The sequence below is a fragment of the Salmonella sp. 3C genome, from assembly GCF_025426275.1.
Classification (GTDB): Bacteria; Pseudomonadota; Gammaproteobacteria; order Enterobacterales; family Enterobacteriaceae; genus Salmonella; species Salmonella enterica.
Genome location: NZ_CP104858.1, coordinates 4,227,436 through 4,246,402, shown reverse-complemented (window position 1 = coordinate 4,246,402; position 18,967 = coordinate 4,227,436). Strand labels below are relative to the sequence as shown.

The window sequence follows — 18,967 nt, the reverse complement described above, 5'->3', positions numbered from 1 at the left end:
AGCGGCCTGACCACAATATTTTAAGGTTATTTTCAAATCACCTCTCTTGTGGTTAGAACGTGATCAATATAACAAAAATTTATCGCAGAGGATTTTTATCCATCGCAAGCGTGATGGATAAAATTATTTAAAATCAGACAATTACTTGAAAATTCAATCGGGGCTATCGTTTTCCCCTAATCCACGCCCCGGTAACGTTTGACATGCGGCGTTAACGGAAGGTGGTGCTGTCTGTGGGTATTTTTCATCGGGCGTAATATAAACCTGACTCGTGGCGACATAGCCATCATTAAAAGTGGCTTCGATATAGGTAGCTTCCCAACCTGTCTTCGGTTCATTTAACGTAATACTGATCTTATTGTTGGCGGGAATATCTATTGTAAGCGGCTTATAGCGGATGCCACAGGCATAACGAAAATCACGCGCATTTGGATTGTTAGCTGTCCAGCGAACGACTTTTACCGGCGCTTCTGAGAAATAGACCGTAAGAAGATGGTGGTGAATAAGGCCGATCAACTGTGGTAATGTTTTTTTACTTTGAAACCTATTAATAAAAGGAACGAGGCTTTCTTCAGCGAACTGGTTAATTGAGTAGTGGTTCATATTAGGCACTATACGTAATGATTTTACGCCAGGAAGTTTGCTATAATAAAAGCGAGTGTTGTCTGGTACGAAAAAATCATCGCCACTTGCATTAATAATATATTTCGGTATTGCAAGTCGGGGTTGATAAATAGTATTGAGATATCTTAACGGATCTATTATTTGCCTTAGTTGGGTAAATGTGGGGGATTTTATTTTCTCATCTATGCCTTGCTGGTAGTAGGGGTAGAATGTAATGGGCCAATTTCCACCGTATGATTGATAAATATGCTCAAGTGAAGCATCAATATCAAGTAGATCAATGGCGAAGGGAACAATTGCTTCAACATCAGGATCGGCGATAGCTGACAACCAGGTGGTCCACCCACGCTTTGAAATACCTGTAATGATAAAGGAATTTATATTCCATTGCGTTAACTCCTTTTTTGCTAATCTCATCGCTTGCGATAGGGCAGTGACCATAGGAATATTTAAAGGCATTAACTCACGTTTCTCCGGCGCTTCCATAAATAATGCCCAGCTTCGGGAAACGCTCTCGTCCTCTTTCAGTGGTTTTTTATCATCCTGAAAGGTTAAATATTGGTTAGGTATATCACTCACTGATATTACGATGGTATTCGTATCACGGGAGATGCTTGCCAGTGTTTCCTGGGGGAAATCACCGGGTTTACCAGTGATTTGTACGCCTTTATCATAATTAATTCCGTTGTTTACAACCACCAAAGCATGGTGCTCTTTTGCCGTTTCAGGGATATAAATATCAACGTTATGTCGCCATTGCGCAGGGGTTACCATGTCATCTGGCGACCAGTGTTGCGATAATAATTCATAGTGTCTGACTACCACCTGTGCTAATGGAGCTGTATTAATCAAGGTATATTTTAGCGGTGTGCCTGAAATCTGCTCCCGGTAGTCGGGGAGAACATGAGACAAATCACACTCCGGGCTGTTTCGACAAAAGAAGATGTTGTTATGAAGTAGTGTATAAACTTTTGTAGAAATGAAAAACAGTACGATAACAACGAGATATGTTTTTTTCATGCTTTCCCCGCGCTTTACAAGGGCAAATGCCAGCCAGCATAATTTCCATAAATACCTCTTAAACATTCAATATAAGTACAATACTTTTGATAAATAAGGGAAGAAGGGAACAATAATGTTTGTGACGTTGTCACATTATTCTGTTTCTGGTTTCACTATTAGCACTGAACTTTTTGAAAGGTAAATCATTGCCGTCACCAGACCAATAATGGCGACAGAGATAGCTATACCGATCCAGACGCCATACAGAGCATAACCCAGGACAAATCCGCCCAATACGGGGGATATAAAATCAGCGATTGCGATTAATGCCTGCGCCGTTCCGATGACGATACCTTGTCGGGCAGGCGATACATGGACGGACAAGGCGGCAAGATAAGTGGGTTTGGCTAGCGCATCAGCGATGCTAATACAAACGATAGCAAAAACAAGCACAGGTATGGTCGTGGCGATACCCGCAGTGAGAAATTCGACGCTGTAGACCAGTCTGTATCACTGGCATTGATGGATGATTTTTTTACGACATTTAATGTAGATAGAGGGAGTTTCTCGATCACAACATACTATCCGCCAGAACCACCGCTAAAGCATTTGCTTAATCCGTTTCGCAAAAACGATATTCCTCAGGTGGCGGATTTCACTATAGGTATGCTCATTGCGTCTGCCAGGGCTGGTCGCTGGTTGTATGACTGATTCACGCTGGGGGGCTGCTTTTCGCCTTCCGCCATTATGGTGCGCATAATTTATATTATGTTAAATTCACCAGAACATTTAAAAGACATGTTAAAGCGGCTGGATTCGTGTATGTCAAAAAACTTCTGGCCCATAAGTTTGATCCCTTCCCTGCCGTGACGCTGCGCGAATTCTGTTGATTTGCACCCGCTTATCCTGCACACGATTTCACGCAGCACACGCCACGCAGGCATAAAAAAACCGGCCACTGTGACCGGTTCGTCGCGCAGGTTTTTGGCTCAGTGGGTTTTACCCTGGTCCGCTGCTTTTTCTGACTGATGTTCTGCAGCTCTGACAACGGCTATAAACGCTTTGATACCCGGATCCACATCCGGCGACAACATGCGCATTGTTGATTTGGCATTCCTGCCGAACCTCGTCAAAAATCGCAGGATAAGCGAACGTGACTTTAATCAGCGTGCGCAGCATCCTTTTGGCGACTTCCATTTCACCCGCCAGAATTAATTCGTGTATCTCCTGGATAATCTGAACCCGCGGCCCGATGTCCTTTTCGATGTCATACGCGGCCATGTTTTTTACTCCTATAATCAGCACGATATTTTTCGACGGCACCCAGGTCGTTATGATACTGACAATACACTGGAAAATCGGTAGCTACTAAAATTTGCAGTTACCAGGATTTAAGATGATTTTAAAAATGTTTATAAATTCAGGCTGCGCCGCAGTGATTGCACTGATTTCCACGTAACATGATAATCAATGGCTTTGATACCCTTTAAACGAACAAATATGAGCTTAACATGGCGACAATAAAGGATGTTGCATCCATGGCCGGTGTATCAACCGCGACTGTATCACGCGTCATTAACCAGACCGCGTGGGTTGAACCCGTCACGCGCGAACGTGTAGAGAAAGCCATGCGCGATCTCAATTATCGCCGGAATGCCGCCGCTATCGCGCTGGCGAAACGTAGCGGCGATATGGTTCGGTAAAGTGGGATTTTATTGAGCGTCACTTTGGCGACGGCGCTGGGAAACTGCTGCCGATGTGGGTTTCTGATTTCGATTTTGCCTGCCCGCCTGAGGTTCAGGCGGCATTGCATCAGCGAATCGAGCACGGCGTATTTGGCTATAGCGAACGTGATGAGGCCTATTTTAACGCCCTGCTTCACTGGTTTTCGTCACGCCACCAGCTTACGTTAAAACAGGAATGGGTATGCAGCGTGGAAGGCGTCGTACCAGGGTTGGCGCTCTTAGTGCAAATGTTGACGCATCCAGGCGACGGCGTAGTGGTACAGGGACCATACTATGGCTCCTTCGCCAAAATAATCACGCTTAATGGTAGAAAACTGCTGGAGAATCCCCTTAGCGAGTCGCCGGACGACGGCTACCAGATGGATTTTTGCCAACTGGAAAGGCTGTTTCGCCATGAGCGCCCTCCGCTGATGATTTTGTGTAATCCACATAATCCAACCGGGCGTTGCTGGTCGGCCAACGAGCTGGAGCAACTGCTTTTATTATGTGAAGCTTATGATGTCACTCTCATCTCGGATGAAATATGGGCCGATCTATTGCTGCCCGGCGAAACCTTTACCTCGGTACTGCATTTAGGGGAGCGCTGGCATAAACGGGTCATCTCCGCCACTGCGGCCAGCAAAACGTTTGGCTTATCGTCGTTGCGAATTTCTAATTTTCTCATTCCCGATCCTACGCTTCGCCAGCGATTCCTGTCTCGTCTGGACGCTCATGGGCTGGACGTCTTTAACGCCCTCTCCGTTCAGGCGGCGACTACCGCATGGAATGAAAGCAGACAGTGGCTGGATTCGCTACTGGATTACCTGGCGGAAAACCGCCGCTGGTTTGTTGAACAGGCGACAGAGCACCTTCCCTGGGCAAGAATTGTCCCGGCGCAGGGAACCTATTTATTATGGATGGATTGTAAAAAACTGGGACTGGATGACGAACAGCTAAAATGGGTAATGGCGGATGTCGCGGGTATTGCTCCTTCAATGGGCAGCGGCTTTGGCCCGGCGGGCAGCGGATTTATCCGTTTAAATCTGGGATGTCCACGTACCTACCTTGAAATGGCAATAGACGGCCTGAAGCGAATATCGGTGAAGACAATCAAAGGAATACCAACAGGCGGATGAATTTTTCGGGCGGTAAACTGACACCGGTGTTATTTCTGCGGCATGATATCGCCTGAGCGCCAGTAAAAAACCGGCCATCAAGGCCGGTTGGGTCCGGAGCGCGGTTTCACTATCAGGGGCGTCTGAATAACACGATACTGCGCCCGGCCAGATCGAAATCCATTTCTTCGGTAATCCGTATTCCCTGCTGCGCGTTATCGGCAGTCGTCAGTTCAAGTACCCAGCCGCCTTCTCCCCACATCGGAATACGGAACGGTACGCTGCCTTCAAACGGATTGAAAAGCAGTAAGGCGTCATGCCAGATCCCCGCTTCCGGCTGAAGATCGGGACGACTAATGCATACGCCTATGGTCGATCCCTCATCCCATTGTTCGGATTGCTGCGCCCCTCCGCCGGCGTTAAACCAGCGGATCTCCAGACCGTCACGCCAGCTTTCCCGGCGCAGCAGCGGTTGCGTGGCGCGCAGTTGAATCAGATGACGGGTAAACTCCCGTAGCGCATTGGCGGTTTCCGGCAAATTATCCCAGTGGACCCACGATATTTCACTGTCCTGACAGTAGCCATTATTATTGCCCATCTGACTGCGGCCAAACTCATCGCCCGCTAATAACATCGGCGTGCCGTGCGAGAAAAGCAAGGTGGTCAGGAAATTACGTTTCTGTCGCTCGCGTATCGCATTGATGCCCTCGTCGTCGGTTGGCCCTTCTGCGCCATAGTTACAGGAGCGGTTATCATTATGCCCGTCATTATTATCTTCGCCATTGGCTTCATTATGTTTGTCGTTATAAGACACCAGATCGTTCAGCGTGAAGCCGTCATGGGCAGTAATAAAGTTAACGCTTGACCAGGGGCGACGGCCGCGCAAATCATAGAGATCGCCGGAACCCAGCAGGCGTGCGGCGAAATCATTTGTGACGTTGTCACCTTTCCAATATTCGCGTACCGTATCGCGGTATTTATCATTCCATTCGCCCCACCCTGGTGGAAAGCCGCCAACCTGATAGCCGCCCGGTCCGATATCCCAGGGTTCGCCAATCAGTTTCAGTTTTGCCAGCACCGGGTCTTGCGTTACCGCATCAAAAAAACCGCCTCTCTGATCAAAGCCTTCCGGCTCACGACCAAGAATGGTGCCCAAATCAAAACGAAAGCCGTCGACATGCATTGACTCCGCCCAATAGCGAAGGGAATCCATCACCATTTGCAGTACCCGTGGATGAGAGGTATTGACGGTATTACCTGTCCCTGTATCGTTAATGTAATAGCGATGCTGATCGGGCATGGTGCGATAGTAAGAGAAGTTATCGATACCTTTAAATGACAGCGTGGGGCCAAGCTCATTCCCTTCTGCCGTATGGTTATAGACCACGTCCAGTATCACTTCGACGCCGGCATCATGGAAAGCGCGCACCATATCGCGGAATCCCTGAATACCTTTTGGACCATAGTAGCGCGTCGCCGGCGCAAAAAAGCCCAGCGAGTTGTATCCCCAGAAATTTTTCAGTCCTTTATCGAGCAGATGCTGATCGTCCGGGAACCAGTGAACGGGTAAAAGCTCGACGGAGGTAATACCCAGACTTTTAATGTAATCCACGCTGGCTTTATGTCCCATGCCCTCAAACGTACCGCGTAGAGGCTCAGGGATCGCGGAATTAAGCTGGGTAAAGCCTTTTACATGCGTTTCATAAATAATGGCGTTCGACCACGGTATGGAAGGCCGTTGTCTATCCTCCCAATTCGCCTCAGCCGGATCAATCACCCGGCATTTAGGCGTAAATGGCGCGCTATCCTGGTCATCAAAGGTCAAATCTTTATCGTCATGAAGTAATTGATACGCGAAATGCGCATCGTTCCACTGAATATCGCCCACCAGCTCACGGGCATAAGGGTCAATAAGCAGCTTGTTGGGGTTAAAACGATGACCATTTTCCGGGTCATAAGGACCGTAAACGCGGTACCCATACAGCGCGCCGGGCTGCAACTTCGGGACATAGCCGTGCCATATTTCGTCGGTATATTCCGGTAACTCCAGACGAGCGATTTCATGCTCCCCGCTCGGATCGTAAAGACAAAGCTCGACGCGTTCCGCATGGGCGGAAAAAATAGCGAAATTCACGCCTTCGCCGTCATAATTTGCGCCAAGCGTATGGCTGTATCCTGATCTGATTTCAAAAGCCCTGTTTGTTGTCATTCTCTTTCTCCACCCACGGTAAACGTTGTCCTGTCACGGCACATCAACACATAAACTCAGTCGCTCATTAAAACCAGTACGCCGCCCTGGTGTGAGGCCAACGACAGGCGTTCACCAGGCATTAACCTCTCCTGGGTAAGCACATTGCGATAACGATGCTGATTAAGCTGTCCGGGTATAATAATGTCGGTTCCTGACCAGAAACCGCTATGCGATTGTGACAATAAGCCGTCACATTCGGCGAACACCAGTCGGGGCGCAACAACAATCAGCGCATCATCATGATTGACTCTGGCGTAAGCGATGACCTTGTCGGCACGCTGACCAACAGCCCGCAGCGGTATATAGTCGCCAAAACGGAAGAGCTCATGATTCTGCTGACGCAAACGCAGTAAGGCGGCGGTGACATACTGATTCACCTGCCCGTTCAGCCAACTCTCTTCGCGCGAGAAAACTCCCGGCGTTAGTTGGTCTAACTGCTGCGCCAGCGTGGCGAAATCCGGTTCGCGGCGGTTGTCGGGATCGACAAGACTAAAATTCAACGCCTCGCTTCCCTGATAGATATCAGGTACTCCCGGCGCGGTTAACTTGATAACGGTCTGCGTCAGGCTGTTAACCAGCCCTGCGCGGATGAAGGGTTGCAAGGAACGATAAAAATCCTGCAAAAATGTCTGATTATCCGGCGCCAGTAAATAACGGGCGTAATCAAGCATTGCCGTTTCGTAAGCCTCATTACTGTCCACCCAATCGGTACGTAGCTTCGCTTCGCGTAGCGCTTTCTCCACAAAGGCTTCAAAGCGTATTTTCAGCGCGTTTAAACCTGTTTCGTCCTGTGGTTGTAGCATCGGGGGCCAGACGCCGGTCAGCGCCTGATATAACATCCACGTATCCGCCGATTTTGGCGCAGTGCCATCATTCAAAAATTTGACATGGGTCTGGTTCATCTGCCGCCAGCGGGCAAGGCATTCGCTCCACTGTTCCGGCGCTTCGGTAAGCGTATACAGGCGTGCTCGCGCATCCTCGCCTCGCTTGGTATCGTGGGTCGACGTACCGGATAACGCATCAGGCTGTCGCGCCTGTCGGGTTTTCATCTCATGGTGAAAGCGTTCGATGGAGAAGTGATGCGTGACGGGCTCGGCGCCGACTTCATTTAACGCCAGTCCCATGTTTTGACGAAAGAAAAGCGTATCCTCTACCGATTTCGCCATCAGCGGACCGGTGAGTTGCTGGAACCGAACGCGAAACTGTGTCGCCTCCTCCTGGCTGGAGGCGGGAACATCGCCAGTAAGAAGACGGCTCAGAAATGTAAGCGCTTCTGGCTGCGGAGGATTTTCAAGCGTCTTTACCCGTTCCACAATACGGTGTAACAGGCAAATATCGGTCGGCGGTAGCCCTTCTGCCGTGCCGTAAGTGCGATATACGGGAAAGGCAATTAATAACTCGCGTAACGCCTGCCGAACGATGCTCTCTTCCTGTGCGATCTGTAGCTCGCTGGCAATCGACAGCGCAAGCGCGAGCAGCCGGGTAAATTCCCCCTCGAAATTGCGATCGACCATCAGCAATTTAGCCGCCCGTAATTCCGCCCGCATATCCACTGGCGCGCCTTTAACGGTCTCGTAAGCCTGGCGCAGATTGTCTATCTGCTCATCGTCAACCAGCACCTCCGCCAGCGAGGCGATAAATTCATAGCCTGTGGTGCCGGAAACCGGCCAGTCATCAGGAAGTTGCTCGCCTTTAGCGAGAATTTTTTCCACGGTGATATAGCACGCCGGCCCCACTTCCTGACGTAAACGCGCAAGATAGGCTTTCGGATCGGCAAGTCCGTCGATATGATCGATACGTAAACCGTCAACCGCCCCCGTTCTGACCAGCTCCAGAATCAGCCGATGTGTATCGTCGAAGACGGTTTTATCTTCCACCCGCATTCCTACCAGCCCTGTGACCTCAAAGAAACGCCGATATGAAAGCGAGCGAGCGGCATCGCGCCAGGACATTAATTTCCACGGCTGGCGCTCATGCAAATCAGCAATAGCGGCTTTATCGGTAAGCGCCAGTATTTCGGCCTCGCGCCCCTGCCACGTCGCCGGCGCAAGCGGATAATAGTTATCATAATAGGCGAACGCGGGTTTACCCGTAGCGGGATCGGGCTTGATCGCAATTTCTCCGTTTTCCAGCACGGCGTCAAACGTGTCGCCTAAAAAAGGCAGCGTCAGTCGGCGCGACCAGTCAATATCGAAATGGCGCGCGTAACGGCTCTCCTTGCCATATTCAAGCACGTCGCGCCACCAGGCGTTTTCCAGCGAGCTGGCCATGTGATTAGGCACAATATCGATGATCAATCCCAGACCTTGCGCTTTAAGTTCGGCCACCAGTCTTTCAAATCCTTCGCGCCCGCCAATAGAAGGCTCAATCTCATTCGCATCGGTGACATCATAACCATGCGTTGACGCTTTGGTGGCGGTAAAGATGGGTGAGGCATAAAGATGGCTGATACCCAGATTTTTAAGGTAAGGCACCAGCGCCGCAGCGCGATCGAAGGTCATGCCATTACGAAACTGAAGACGATACGTTGCAGTTGGGATCATGATGCAGACTCTCCCTGGGCTAAGCGGACAATAAGAGAATGTTGGGAAAGCGACCCGGTGGATTCATTCGGCCAGGCGAAGAGGGTCTTACCCGGTAAATCGGGCAGCAATACCGTCGTGGCGCTAATATTCAGCGCCAGTGACAGCGTTCCTCCCGGAAAACGCCAGCTAACGGCAATAAACCCGGGCGCGGTTTGCAATACCGTTCCTGAGCTCTCACGGGCAGCGGACAACAGCGGCACGATATGCTTCTGGCGCAAAAGCAGTAGTTCGCGGGTAAATGCCAGCCACGCTTTACCCTCTTCACTGTGCTGTTGCTTCCAGTTAAGTTTTGAGCGTTGAAAGGTCTCTGGCGCATTCGGGTCCGGAACATTTTCCCCTGCATGATCGGCAAACTCTTTTGCGCGACCTTCACGAACGGCGCGGGCTAAATCCCCATGGAAATCGGTAAAAAAAAGAAAAGGACGGCTTTCGCCATACTCTTCGCCCATAAAAAGCAGCGGAATATGCGGTGAAAGCAGCAACGTGGCGAGCAATACTTTTGTTCGTTCAGCGCCCGCCAGGGTTATCAGTCTGTCGCCCTGGGCGCGGTTACCGACCTGATCGTGGTTCTGAATAAAATCCACAAAGGCGACCGGAGGTTGTCCGGTACTTTTTACGCCGCGAGGTTCGCCGGTTTGGGGGGAAATTTCTCCCTGATAAGCGAATCCTTCGGCCAGCGCTCTCGCGAGGTGTTTTTCCGGGGTATCAGCAAAATCGTTGTAGTAGGCCTGGGTCTCTCCGGTCGCAAAAACGTGGACGGCATTATGAAAATCGTCATTCCATTCGGCGGTAAACAGCGGCGCATTGCCATCCTGATCACGGGGATGCAGAGAAATAATATTGCGGCTATCTTCGGTAGTCAGATGAATGGGTCTGTCGGTAATGTCTTCCCGAATACGTTGTGCGATTTCAACCAGCACATGCCTGGCGCTACTGTCCTCAATCTGATCGATAGCGTCAAAGCGTAAGCCGTCGAGATGGTATTCTGTCAGCCAGTATAACGGCGCCTCGATGATATAGCGCCGCACGGCGTCGACATCATAGGCGATACCATTTCCCCACGGCGTCATGCGCTCTTTGTGGAAAAACGCCGGCGCCAATAGCGGTAAATAATTTCCCTCCGGGCCGAAATGGTTCAGCACAATATCCAGGACGACGGAAAGACCATACCCATGCGCGGCGTCAATAAACGCCTTGAAATCATCCGGCGTCCCATAGGCAGAATGCGGCGCGTAAAGCAGTACGCCGTCATAGCCCCAGCCACGCTCGCCGCCAAATTGCGCAACGGGCATCACTTCAATAACGGTAACGCCGAGTTCAGCGAGATAAGGCAGCTTCGCTATTGCGGCGCGGAAGGTGCCTTCCGGAGTGAACGTGCCTGTATGCATCTCATACACCACGGCCTGCTCCCAACGGCTACCTTTCCACCCGGTGTTGCGCCACGTGTAGCTGCCTGGATCAACCACATATGACGGACCGTTGACGTCAGTTTTTTGGGCGCGGGAAGCCGGATCGGGGACCACCATGCCATCGTTGAGTACAAAGTTATACTCCGTACCTGGCGTCACCCCGGAGACGTCCAGCGTAAACCAGCCGTCACCGCTCGCCTGCATTTCCTGGTCTTTACCCGCAAGCCTGAGCATAACCTTTTGCTGACCGGTGGCCCAAAGACGAAAGCGGACAACATCAGCGGCGATATATTCAGCCCCCCAGCTTTTGCAAAAAATTTTTGAACTCATTTGTCGCTCCGTTTAACCCATAACCTCTACAACATCCGAAGAACAAGCATAGACTATGGGGCTAATCTTTACGTGACACTGTCACTTAACAGGCATTCTTTTTCCTATCTGCGTGTAAAACCGTGGAATTATTGTCGGGATTGCTCAGATGTACCGAAGTGCGCGGTATCGCCTCGCCCGTGTTCGCCAGAGCCCTGAACACGCTGTAGCTGGATAACCTCCCCCTGCTCCCAGGCGTTAGCCCCCTTAACAACGGGATGTTCAGGCAGATCCTGCCGCTCGCGTTTAATGGCCTGGGTATCAATTCCCAGACGGCGATCCCGATCGGCCAGCAGCGCGGGGTCAAGCTGCCCGTCGCCAGTAAAGCCCATCATCAGCGCAGGGATACCCATTGGCAGGGTTTTATCCCGGTCGGTATGCCAGGTGTGCCAGGTCTTGCCATAAGTATTAACAATCTTACTCATCAACGCTTTATCAGCGACCTGCGGTAAGCCAGGCGCCACCAGGCTACCGGATTTCACCTCGTACTGGTGGCTGTGCCACAGTTTTTTCTCCTCGGGAGGAAGCGTTTTAAATAAACGTTCGCTGATAATGTACTCCACCCCCATCAGGCGCGCGTTTTTCGTATTGCCGTCGTAAATCACCGCCTGCATGACATCTTCGTTCAGGACGGTAACGTAATGGTGCGCTTCCATCTGTCCGTTTTTATCACCGCTATAAAAATGGAACCCGTCAAGGTAGGTACTGATGGCATCGACAGGTGGTCTGGATTGAATAGCCGCCGCGCCTGTTTCCAGGGTACGTAATTTGGCAGAGGTTTTTTCCCCGGGAATAGGCGTTTGCGGCGGCGTATTATTGGCGCCGCATCCGGCCAGAAAAGGAATGATAAAGAGTGCCAGCGGTAAAATTTTCATTAGGTCTCCATATAGTGAAAGGGCTCTAATGAAAATAGTGCAATACCACGTGATTGGTAGAAGAAATGGAAGATGTTATTTGTGACGGTGTCACAAATAGTAAAACCCGACACACAGGCTGGGTTTTGATATCAGTTTACTCTTATTTTGAGAGTTCTTTCTTGATTTCGTCTTTTATTTTGCTTAATTCACTCTGCGGGTTTTTCTTACAAAGCTCAACGGCTAGCGGCACTGCTGTCGTCTCAGTTTCCTGGAAATCTACGTAGTCCCCGCCTTTAAAATCTTCATCTTCATTCAGCACCCAGAAAGCGACTGGCGCCATCGTCTGCGGATTGAGGTCAACAAACTCCTGGCAGCTCATACCTTTAGGCGTAACGTTTGTTTTAGTAGTATCTGTTGCCGCATTCACGCTAACACTGGTTACCAGCGCTGCCACGATAATACCTGCTGTAGCAAGGGAGAATTTATTCATTGTTGTTGCTCCAATAATTATATAAATAACCTCTACATCTGCGCGTTAACCCGTTAATGTAGAACACAGAAAATAATACCCCTCCTCTCTCAGGAATAAAGATCACCCTCCGTGATATGGCTATTATTGATATTTACGTTGACTGATTTTGATGTTTGATGAATAAAGCAACATGGCGAGCAGATTTTAAGGCGAAAAAGTAGGCCACGACAATAGCCGCAGACGTGGTCTACGGCGCGTTGAGGTGATAGAAATACGGCAGGATCTCAGATAGACCGGGAGCAAGCCCTCCGTCTGAAAGTATATTCATCAGCCCGATCAACCCATCGTTACCGGGCTGGAGAGGTTATCAGGCGTTAAGCTGGTAGTCGAGGGTGATTTCCGCATTCAGAACCTGCGATACCGGGCACCCGGCTTTTGCTTTCTGGATGATTTGATCGAAAGTTGAAGCATCAATATCTGCTACCGCGACTTTGCTTTGTAGCGCAATTTTGGTAATGGCGAAGCCCGCCTCCACCTTATCAAGCGATACGTCAGCGGTGGTGTCAATGGATGTCGGCGTAAATCCAGCCTCTCCCAGCATGAGTGATAGCGCCATGGAGAAACAGGCCGCATGTGCGGCGCCAATTAACTCTTCCGGGTTGGTTCCCTGCGCGCCTTCGAACCGGGTATTGAATCCATACGGTTGTTGATTAAGCACGCCGCTTTCTGTTGATACAGTACCTTTACCCCGTTTGATGTCGCCTTCCCAGTGTGCCTGACCTTTCTTATGGATTGTCATTTTTGCTCTCCTGTTGGCTCAAAAAATAAAGTATAGACCATGCTGCTAATCTGCGTTGTCCATGCCGATGGAGGTAGCATGTTGTCGATTACCCGCACTTCAGATATAGAAAATAGTTGTATGCTTTTTCAGTGATGAATATTAAACCAACAGGGCTCCCTTTCTTTAAAGAATATATCCCTCCTTTTGTCCTTACTTTTTCTTCTGGAGGCGTATTCCATTATGTATATTTTATATGTATATTGAGATTTATCCTATCACATTGTAATAAAGGATAAAAATCACAATAAGTAGCCTTTTAAATGTATATTAATTGACCACTATTTGTATGAGGATATGTAATTGGCAAACGTAATATATTTTCTTCAGGGGTAAACAATTAGAGTTCCGCCTTGCGTTAAAATAACTCCAGGACTAATCTTAACCACAGCCGCAAAAATATTTGCCATGCTGAATACGAATTAATTTTCTGCGAGCCGTACTAAATAAATACATGTTCACGGAGGCATTATATGTTTACTTATCACTCAGCAAATACCTCAGCAGCACAACCGGCCTTGGTCAACGCGATTGAACAAGGATTACGCGCGGAGTTAGGCGTTGTCACTGAAGATGATATTTTAATGGAGCTGACCAAATGGGTTGAGGCTTCCGACAATGACATCCTCAGTGACATCTACCAGCAGACCATCAACTATGTGGTAAGCGGGCAGCACCCGACTCTGTAAAACCTGCTATGCTGTATCGGCAACCTTAGGGGTTACGTTTCTTTCGCGTAAGCGAATTTGTCCTTAAAACTAGCAACAGGATTGAGGAGTTAACATGAAATCGAACCGTCAGGCTCGTCATATACTTGGACTGGATTACAGAATTTCCAACCAGCGTAAGGTTGTTACTGAAGGCGACACCAGCAGCGTGGTGAATAACCCAACCGGCAGAAAGCGCCGCGCCGACAGCCAAAAGTAATCGTACAGTCCTGAAATGACGTTAAACACCATTGCATCTGCAATGGTGTTTTTGTTTATAGGAATGACCTTAACGTCTCACAATGCTTTATACTCAGGGTCGGTTCCCTGGTGGAAGGCAATATATGATGATAAACGACGGTGCCAGGGACAGTTATTCGAAAAAGAGTGAGTAACATGGAAACTATAACCAAGAAAGCACGTTCCCTTTATATCCCTTACGCTGGCCCTGTATTGCTGGAATTCCCCCTGTTAAACAAAGGCAGCGCTTTTAGCGTAGAAGAGCGCCGCAACTTCAATTTGTCAGGGCTGCTGCCAGAGGTCGTCGAGTCGATTGAAGAACAGGCCGAACGCGCCTGGCTCCAGTATCAGGGGTTTAAAACAGAAATCGATAAGCATATTTACCTGCGTAACATCCAGGATACCAACGAAACGCTCTTTTATCGACTGGTGCAAAACCATCTTGAAGAGATGATGCCGGTTATCTATACCCCGACCGTGGGCGCGGCCTGTGAGCGCTTCTCTGAGATTTATCGCCGGGCGCGCGGCGTATTTATCTCTTATCCGAACCGTCACAATATGGACGACATTTTGCAGAATGTGCCTAACCACAACATTAAAGTTATTGTGGTGACGGATGGCGAGCGGATTCTGGGGCTTGGCGATCAGGGCATCGGCGGGATGGGGATCCCTATCGGTAAGCTGTCATTATACACCGCCTGCGGCGGCATTAGTCCGGCCTATACCCTTCCCGTTGTGCTGGATGTCGGCACCAACAATCAACAGTTACTCAACGATCCGCTTTACATGGGCTGGCGTCATCCGCGCATTACCGACGATGAGTATTATGCGTTTGTCGATGAGTTTATTCAGGCCGTTAAGCAGCGCTGGCCAGATATCCTGCTACAGTTTGAAGATTTCGCGCAGAAAAACGCAATGCCGCTGTTGACGCGCTATCGTGATGAGATTTGCTCCTTTAACGATGATATTCAGGGCACCGCAGCCGTGACCGTCGGTACGTTGATCGCCGCCAGCCGCGCTGCCGGCAGTCAGCTTAGCGAGCAGAAAATCGTTTTCCTCGGCGCGGGTTCTGCCGGATGTGGGATTGCTGAACAAATCATCGCGCAGACTCAGCGTGAAGGTTTAAGCGAAGATGCCGCTCGACAGAACGTTTTTATGGTCGATCGCTTCGGCCTGTTGACGGACCGGATGCCTAATTTATTGCCGTTCCAGGCAAAACTGGTGCAGAAATGCGACAATCTCCAGCACTGGGATACCGAAAATGACGTGCTGTCGCTGCTGGATGTGGTGCGTAACGTGAAGCCGGATATCCTGATCGGGGTTTCCGGCCAGACCGGGCTCTTTACTGAAGAGATCATCCGCGAGATGCATAAGCATTGCCCTCGCCCGATCGTCATGCCGCTCTCTAATCCCACCTCTCGCGTGGAGGCCACGCCACAGGACATTATCGCCTGGACGGAAGGCAACGCGCTGGTGGCAACCGGCAGTCCATTCTCGCCGGTCATCTGGAAAGATAAGATTTATCCGATCGCACAATGTAATAACGCCTATATTTTCCCCGGCATCGGTCTGGGGGTTATCGCTTCCGGCGCATCGCGCATTACTGATGAAATGCTGATGTCAGCCAGTGAGACGCTGGCGAAACATTCTCCGCTGGTCAATAACGGCGAAGGATTAGTGTTACCAGCGCTTAAAGACATCCAGGTCGTGTCGCGCGCTATCGCTTTTGCCGTAGGTAAAATGGCGCAGCAACAAGGCGTAGCGGTGAAAACCTCTGCGGAAGCGCTGCAACAGGCGATTGACGATAACTTCTGGAAACCGGAATACCGCGACTACCGTCGGACTTCCATTTAATACGTACCCGGCGGTGAATGCCGCCGGATATCATTTTCTTCTTTAGTTTTAGTGAGTCTGTCGACACACCTGAATTCCTTTCCCTGCTTATTTGTCAAGCTACTAATATTAGCCACCTTTATGTATTGAACGGGGATTTATCAGGATAATCCTGGCTAAACTATTACATTGTATTTCTGCCGCCTTGCATAACTCATCAGAAATATTAATCCTAAAGAGGTAATAGCACCTTACCTGCTATTACCTGCTATGCAGTTCACTATTAATAAAAGGAGAAGGTTATGAAAGCTGCTGTTGTCACACAAGATCATCAGGTTGATGTTACTGAGAAAACGCTGCGTCCCCTTCGCCACGGTGAAGCTTTGCTAAAAATGGAGTGCTGCGGCGTATGCCATACCGATCTACACGTGAAAAACGGCGATTTCGGTGACAAAACCGGCGTCATTCTGGGACACGAAGGCATTGGCGTCGTGGCGGAAGTCGGTCCTGGTGTCACCTCGCTGAAACCCGGCGATCGCGCGAGTGTCGCGTGGTTTTATGAAGGATGCGGACACTGTGAGTATTGCAATACGGGCAATGAAACCTTATGCCGCAACGTGAAAAATGCCGGTTACACGGTAGATGGCGGCATGGCCGAAGAGTGTATTGTCGTCGCGGATTATGCGGTGAAAGTACCGGAAGGTCTGGACTCTGCGGCGGCAAGTAGTATTACCTGCGCGGGCGTTACCACGTATAAAGCGGTGAAGATTTCTCATATTAAACCTGGCCAGTGGATTGCCATCTACGGTCTGGGCGGTCTGGGTAATCTGGCCTTGCAGTACGCGAAAAACGTTTTCAATGCGAAAGTGATCGCCATTGATGTCAATGATGGACAACTGAAACTGGCCGAGGAAATGGGCGCAGATCTGACCATTAATTCACGTACGGAAGATGCGGCTAAAATTGTGCAGGAAAAAACCGGTGGCGCGCACGCAGCGGTGGTTACCGCGGTCGCTAAGGCGGCGTTTAATTCCGCAGTAGATGCCGTTCGCGCCGGAGGTCGCGTGGTGGCAGTCGGGCTGCCGCCAGAAGCCATGAACCTTGATATCCCTCGCCTGGTGCTGGATGGCATTCAGGTTGTCGGTTCGTTGGTGGGGACACGCCAGGATCTGACCGAAGCCTTCCAGTTCGCGGCGGAAGGAAAAGTCGTGCCAAAAGTCGCTTTACGTCCGCTTGAAGATATCAACGTTATTTTTAAAGAGATGGAACAAGGGCAAATTCGTGGCCGTATGGTCATCGATTTCCGTCGTTAAACGATTTGCTGTGGTCGTCTGAGTATACAGACAGCAGATGAAAACAAGGCGCTACCAGGATAGCGCCTTGTTTATCAGATTGCGAAAGAATTACTGAATACCTTCTTCGCTCTCTTTTTTTGCTTCCGCCTTCTCGATTTCACGATACCAGCGTGGATGATGTTTCTTCGCCCAGCGACGGCTGACCTTCCCTTCGATCATGCCTTTAATCGAGCCTTTCACCCAAAATGCCATATACATATGGATGAGGATCGCGTGCATTAAAATAATGCCCGCCGCCGCATGAATTAACAGGCTATAACGCACCACCTGCATGGGGAAATACTGCGCGAAATACGGACGCCAGATAATCACGCCAGTCACCAGCAGCACAAAAATCATGCTCATAATGGACCAGAACATCATCTTCTGTCCGGCATTGTATTTGCCGACATCCGCCACCTTATGCTCATTGCCTTTCAATACTTCGACAATATTTTTCAGCCACGGAATATCTTTTTTATCCGGGATGTTGTGGTGGACGAAACGCACGAACATAAACATCAGCGCGATGAAGATGGCAATACCGAAGAACGGGTGCAAAATACGTCCCATCTGCGGCGTGCCGAAAGTTTGCGTCAACCATTGTAGCGTCGGGAAGAAAAACGAAATTCCCGACAGCGCTACCAGGAAGAAGCAGATCACCACCGTCCAGTGACAGGCGCGGTCGACAAATTTCGTGCGCACAATCATTTTCGACTTACTCATGATGATCCTCCTCATCGTCGTCCGTTTCTTTATTCGGGCCAATACCGATGTAGTGGTAAATCAGACCGGCGAAAGTGGCGATAAAGCCCGCTGCGGCCAGCGGTTTTAGCGCCCCTTTCCACAGATTGATTGAGGTATCGATCTGCGGATCTTTCGGCAAGCCGTGGTACAACTCCGGCTGATTGGCATGGTGCAGCACATACATGACGTGCGTGCCGCCGACGCCCTGCGGGTTGTAGATACCGGCATGTTCAAAGCCACGCGCTTTTAACTTCTCCACGCGTTGCTCGCCCAGTTCCAGCATCTCTTTTTTGGTGCCGAAGTGAATAGCCCCGGTCGGACAAGTTTTGACGCAGGCCGGTTCCTGGCCCACGCTGACGCGATCGACGCAGAGCGTACATTTATAAACGCGGTTGTCCTCTTTGTTGAGGCGCGGAATATTAAACGGACACCCGGCGATACAGTAACCACAGCCGATACAGTGTTCAGATTGAAAGTCAACAATCCCGTTCGCGTACTGGATGATAGCCCCGGCAGATGGACAGGCTTTAAGACAGCCTGGATCTTCACAGTGCATACAACCATCTTTACGAATCAGCCACTCCAGCTTGCCGTTCTGCTCGGTTTCGGTAAAGCGCATCACCGTCCAGGACTTGGCGCTGAGATCGGCAGGGTTATCGTACACCCCGACACAATGACCAACGTTATCGCGAATATCGTTCCATTCAGAACAGGCTACCTGGCAGGCTTTACAGCCGACACAGGAGGAGACGTCGATCAGTTTCGCGACTTCGGCTTTGTAATCACGCGCCTGCGGAGGCGGCGTGATGGCGTTTGTTGCGGACCGTTTAATAATGTCCTGCGTTTCCATAGACATATGT

At 50.0% G+C, this 18,967-nt stretch carries 15 protein-coding genes and 3 pseudogenes; 8 read left to right on the top strand and 10 right to left on the bottom strand.

The genetic code is table 11. The features are described from left to right. Positions 1-153 precede the first annotated feature (153 nt). Together N7E69_RS20480 and N7E69_RS20475 are read right to left on the bottom strand one after the other, a co-directional pair. A complete protein-coding gene (locus N7E69_RS20480; protein WP_000476916.1) occupies positions 154-1,710 on the bottom strand; it encodes a PhoPQ-activated pathogenicity-related family protein in 1,557 nt (518 codons plus the stop codon). Between the two features lie 69 nt (positions 1,711-1,779). Continuing rightward, a pseudogene (locus tag N7E69_RS20475) lies at positions 1,780-2,112 on the bottom strand (MFS transporter); the annotation flags it as partial. 24 nt (positions 2,113-2,136) lie between these two features. Here N7E69_RS20475 and N7E69_RS20470 point away from each other — a divergent pair. The 4 genes and pseudogenes from N7E69_RS20470 to N7E69_RS20455 form a co-directional block, all read left to right on the top strand. Continuing rightward, positions 2,137-2,337, top strand: a pseudogene (locus tag N7E69_RS20470) (DUF1493 family protein); the annotation flags it as partial. A gap of 381 nt (positions 2,338-2,718) precedes the next feature. Then, entirely contained in the window at positions 2,719-2,841 is a 123-nt protein-coding gene (locus tag N7E69_RS20465; protein ID WP_254888761.1) for a hypothetical protein, read from the top strand. 296 nt (positions 2,842-3,137) lie between these two features. Further along, positions 3,138-3,323, top strand: a pseudogene (locus N7E69_RS20460) (LacI family DNA-binding transcriptional regulator); the annotation flags it as partial. 17 nt (positions 3,324-3,340) lie between these two features. Then, entirely contained in the window at positions 3,341-4,486 is a 1,146-nt protein-coding gene (locus N7E69_RS20455; RefSeq protein WP_052318721.1) for a MalY/PatB family protein, read from the top strand. Positions 4,487-4,598: 112 nt separating this feature from the next. Here the strand turns inward: N7E69_RS20455 and glgX are convergent, their stop codons facing one another. The 6 genes from glgX to N7E69_RS20425 all read right to left on the bottom strand — a co-directional run bounded on the left by glgX (position 4,599) and on the right by N7E69_RS20425 (position 13,207). After that, the gene (gene glgX / locus N7E69_RS20450; RefSeq protein ID WP_000210596.1) at positions 4,599-6,674 is read right to left on the bottom strand and encodes a glycogen debranching protein GlgX; all 2,076 of its coding nucleotides are present in this window, start codon (positions 6,672-6,674) and stop codon (positions 4,599-4,601) included. Positions 6,675-6,730: 56 nt separating this feature from the next. Next, positions 6,731-9,259, bottom strand: coding sequence for a malto-oligosyltrehalose synthase (gene treY / locus N7E69_RS20445; protein WP_000613139.1), 2,529 nt, complete (start codon positions 9,257-9,259; stop codon positions 6,731-6,733). Further along, positions 9,256-11,040 (bottom strand): malto-oligosyltrehalose trehalohydrolase, encoded by a 1,785-nt coding sequence (gene treZ, locus N7E69_RS20440; protein ID WP_000095548.1) that lies wholly within the window; start codon positions 11,038-11,040, stop codon positions 9,256-9,258. The genes treY and treZ overlap by 4 nt, the downstream gene beginning before the upstream one ends. 128 nt (positions 11,041-11,168) lie before the next feature. Further along, positions 11,169-11,954, bottom strand: coding sequence for an OBAP family protein (locus tag N7E69_RS20435; RefSeq protein ID WP_000698598.1), 786 nt, complete (start codon positions 11,952-11,954; stop codon positions 11,169-11,171). A 142-nt stretch (positions 11,955-12,096) separates the two neighbouring features. Further along, on the bottom strand, positions 12,097-12,426 hold the full coding sequence (gene hdeB / locus N7E69_RS20430) for an acid-activated periplasmic chaperone HdeB (RefSeq protein ID WP_001032161.1): 330 nt from the start codon (positions 12,424-12,426) through the stop codon (positions 12,097-12,099). A gap of 349 nt (positions 12,427-12,775) precedes the next feature. Further along, on the bottom strand, positions 12,776-13,207 hold the full coding sequence (locus N7E69_RS20425; RefSeq protein ID WP_000152297.1) for an OsmC family protein: 432 nt from the start codon (positions 13,205-13,207) through the stop codon (positions 12,776-12,778). Between the two features lie 512 nt (positions 13,208-13,719). Here N7E69_RS20425 and bdm point away from each other — a divergent pair. From bdm to adhP, 4 genes are all read left to right on the top strand, one after another. Continuing rightward, the gene (gene bdm, locus N7E69_RS20420; protein WP_000495700.1) at positions 13,720-13,935 is read left to right on the top strand and encodes a biofilm-dependent modulation protein; all 216 of its coding nucleotides are present in this window, start codon (positions 13,720-13,722) and stop codon (positions 13,933-13,935) included. 94 nt (positions 13,936-14,029) lie between these two features. Next, positions 14,030-14,173: a stationary-phase-induced ribosome-associated protein gene (gene sra / locus N7E69_RS20415; protein WP_000841559.1), complete on the top strand. Its 144-nt coding sequence runs from the start codon at positions 14,030-14,032 to the stop codon at positions 14,171-14,173. A gap of 176 nt (positions 14,174-14,349) precedes the next feature. After that, positions 14,350-16,047 carry an NAD-dependent malic enzyme gene (locus N7E69_RS20410; protein ID WP_000447951.1) on the top strand — a complete coding sequence of 566 codons (1,698 nt, stop codon included), beginning with the start codon at positions 14,350-14,352 and terminating at the stop codon, positions 16,045-16,047. A gap of 281 nt (positions 16,048-16,328) precedes the next feature. Then, positions 16,329-17,339, top strand: a complete 1,011-nt coding sequence (adhP, locus tag N7E69_RS20405; protein WP_000642447.1) for an alcohol dehydrogenase AdhP — start codon at positions 16,329-16,331, stop codon at positions 17,337-17,339. A gap of 90 nt (positions 17,340-17,429) precedes the next feature. Here the strand turns inward: adhP and fdnI are convergent, their stop codons facing one another. Both fdnI and fdxH read right to left on the bottom strand, forming a co-directional pair. Then, on the bottom strand, positions 17,430-18,086 hold the full coding sequence (fdnI, locus tag N7E69_RS20400) for a formate dehydrogenase-N subunit gamma (RefSeq protein WP_000045657.1): 657 nt from the start codon (positions 18,084-18,086) through the stop codon (positions 17,430-17,432). After that, complete coding sequence (gene fdxH, locus N7E69_RS20395) at positions 18,079-18,963, bottom strand: formate dehydrogenase subunit beta (protein ID WP_000061599.1); 885 nt, start codon at positions 18,961-18,963, stop codon at positions 18,079-18,081. Before fdxH ends, fdnI begins: the two co-directional genes overlap by 8 nt. Positions 18,964-18,967 lie beyond the last annotated feature (4 nt).

Coding starts and splice junctions, on each gene's coding strand:
- adhP (WP_000642447.1), top strand. CDS start 16,329: ATGAAAGCTGCTGTTGTCACACAAGATCATCAGGTTGATGTTACTGAG.
- bdm (WP_000495700.1), top strand. CDS start 13,720: ATGTTTACTTATCACTCAGCAAATACCTCAGCAGCACAACCGGCCTTG.
- hdeB (WP_001032161.1), bottom strand. CDS start 12,426: ATGAATAAATTCTCCCTTGCTACAGCAGGTATTATCGTGGCAGCGCTG.
- N7E69_RS20435 (WP_000698598.1), bottom strand. CDS start 11,954: ATGAAAATTTTACCGCTGGCACTCTTTATCATTCCTTTTCTGGCCGGA.
- fdnI (WP_000045657.1), bottom strand. CDS start 18,086: ATGAGTAAGTCGAAAATGATTGTGCGCACGAAATTTGTCGACCGCGCC.
- N7E69_RS20480 (WP_000476916.1), bottom strand. CDS start 1,710: ATGTTTAAGAGGTATTTATGGAAATTATGCTGGCTGGCATTTGCCCTT.
- treZ (WP_000095548.1), bottom strand. CDS start 11,040: ATGAGTTCAAAAATTTTTTGCAAAAGCTGGGGGGCTGAATATATCGCC.
- N7E69_RS20410 (WP_000447951.1), top strand. CDS start 14,350: ATGGAAACTATAACCAAGAAAGCACGTTCCCTTTATATCCCTTACGCT.
- N7E69_RS20465 (WP_254888761.1), top strand. CDS start 2,719: ATGCGCATTGTTGATTTGGCATTCCTGCCGAACCTCGTCAAAAATCGC.
- treY (WP_000613139.1), bottom strand. CDS start 9,259: ATGATCCCAACTGCAACGTATCGTCTTCAGTTTCGTAATGGCATGACC.
- N7E69_RS20425 (WP_000152297.1), bottom strand. CDS start 13,207: ATGACAATCCATAAGAAAGGTCAGGCACACTGGGAAGGCGACATCAAA.
- fdxH (WP_000061599.1), bottom strand. CDS start 18,963: ATGTCTATGGAAACGCAGGACATTATTAAACGGTCCGCAACAAACGCC.
- glgX (WP_000210596.1), bottom strand. CDS start 6,674: ATGACAACAAACAGGGCTTTTGAAATCAGATCAGGATACAGCCATACG.
- sra (WP_000841559.1), top strand. CDS start 14,030: ATGAAATCGAACCGTCAGGCTCGTCATATACTTGGACTGGATTACAGA.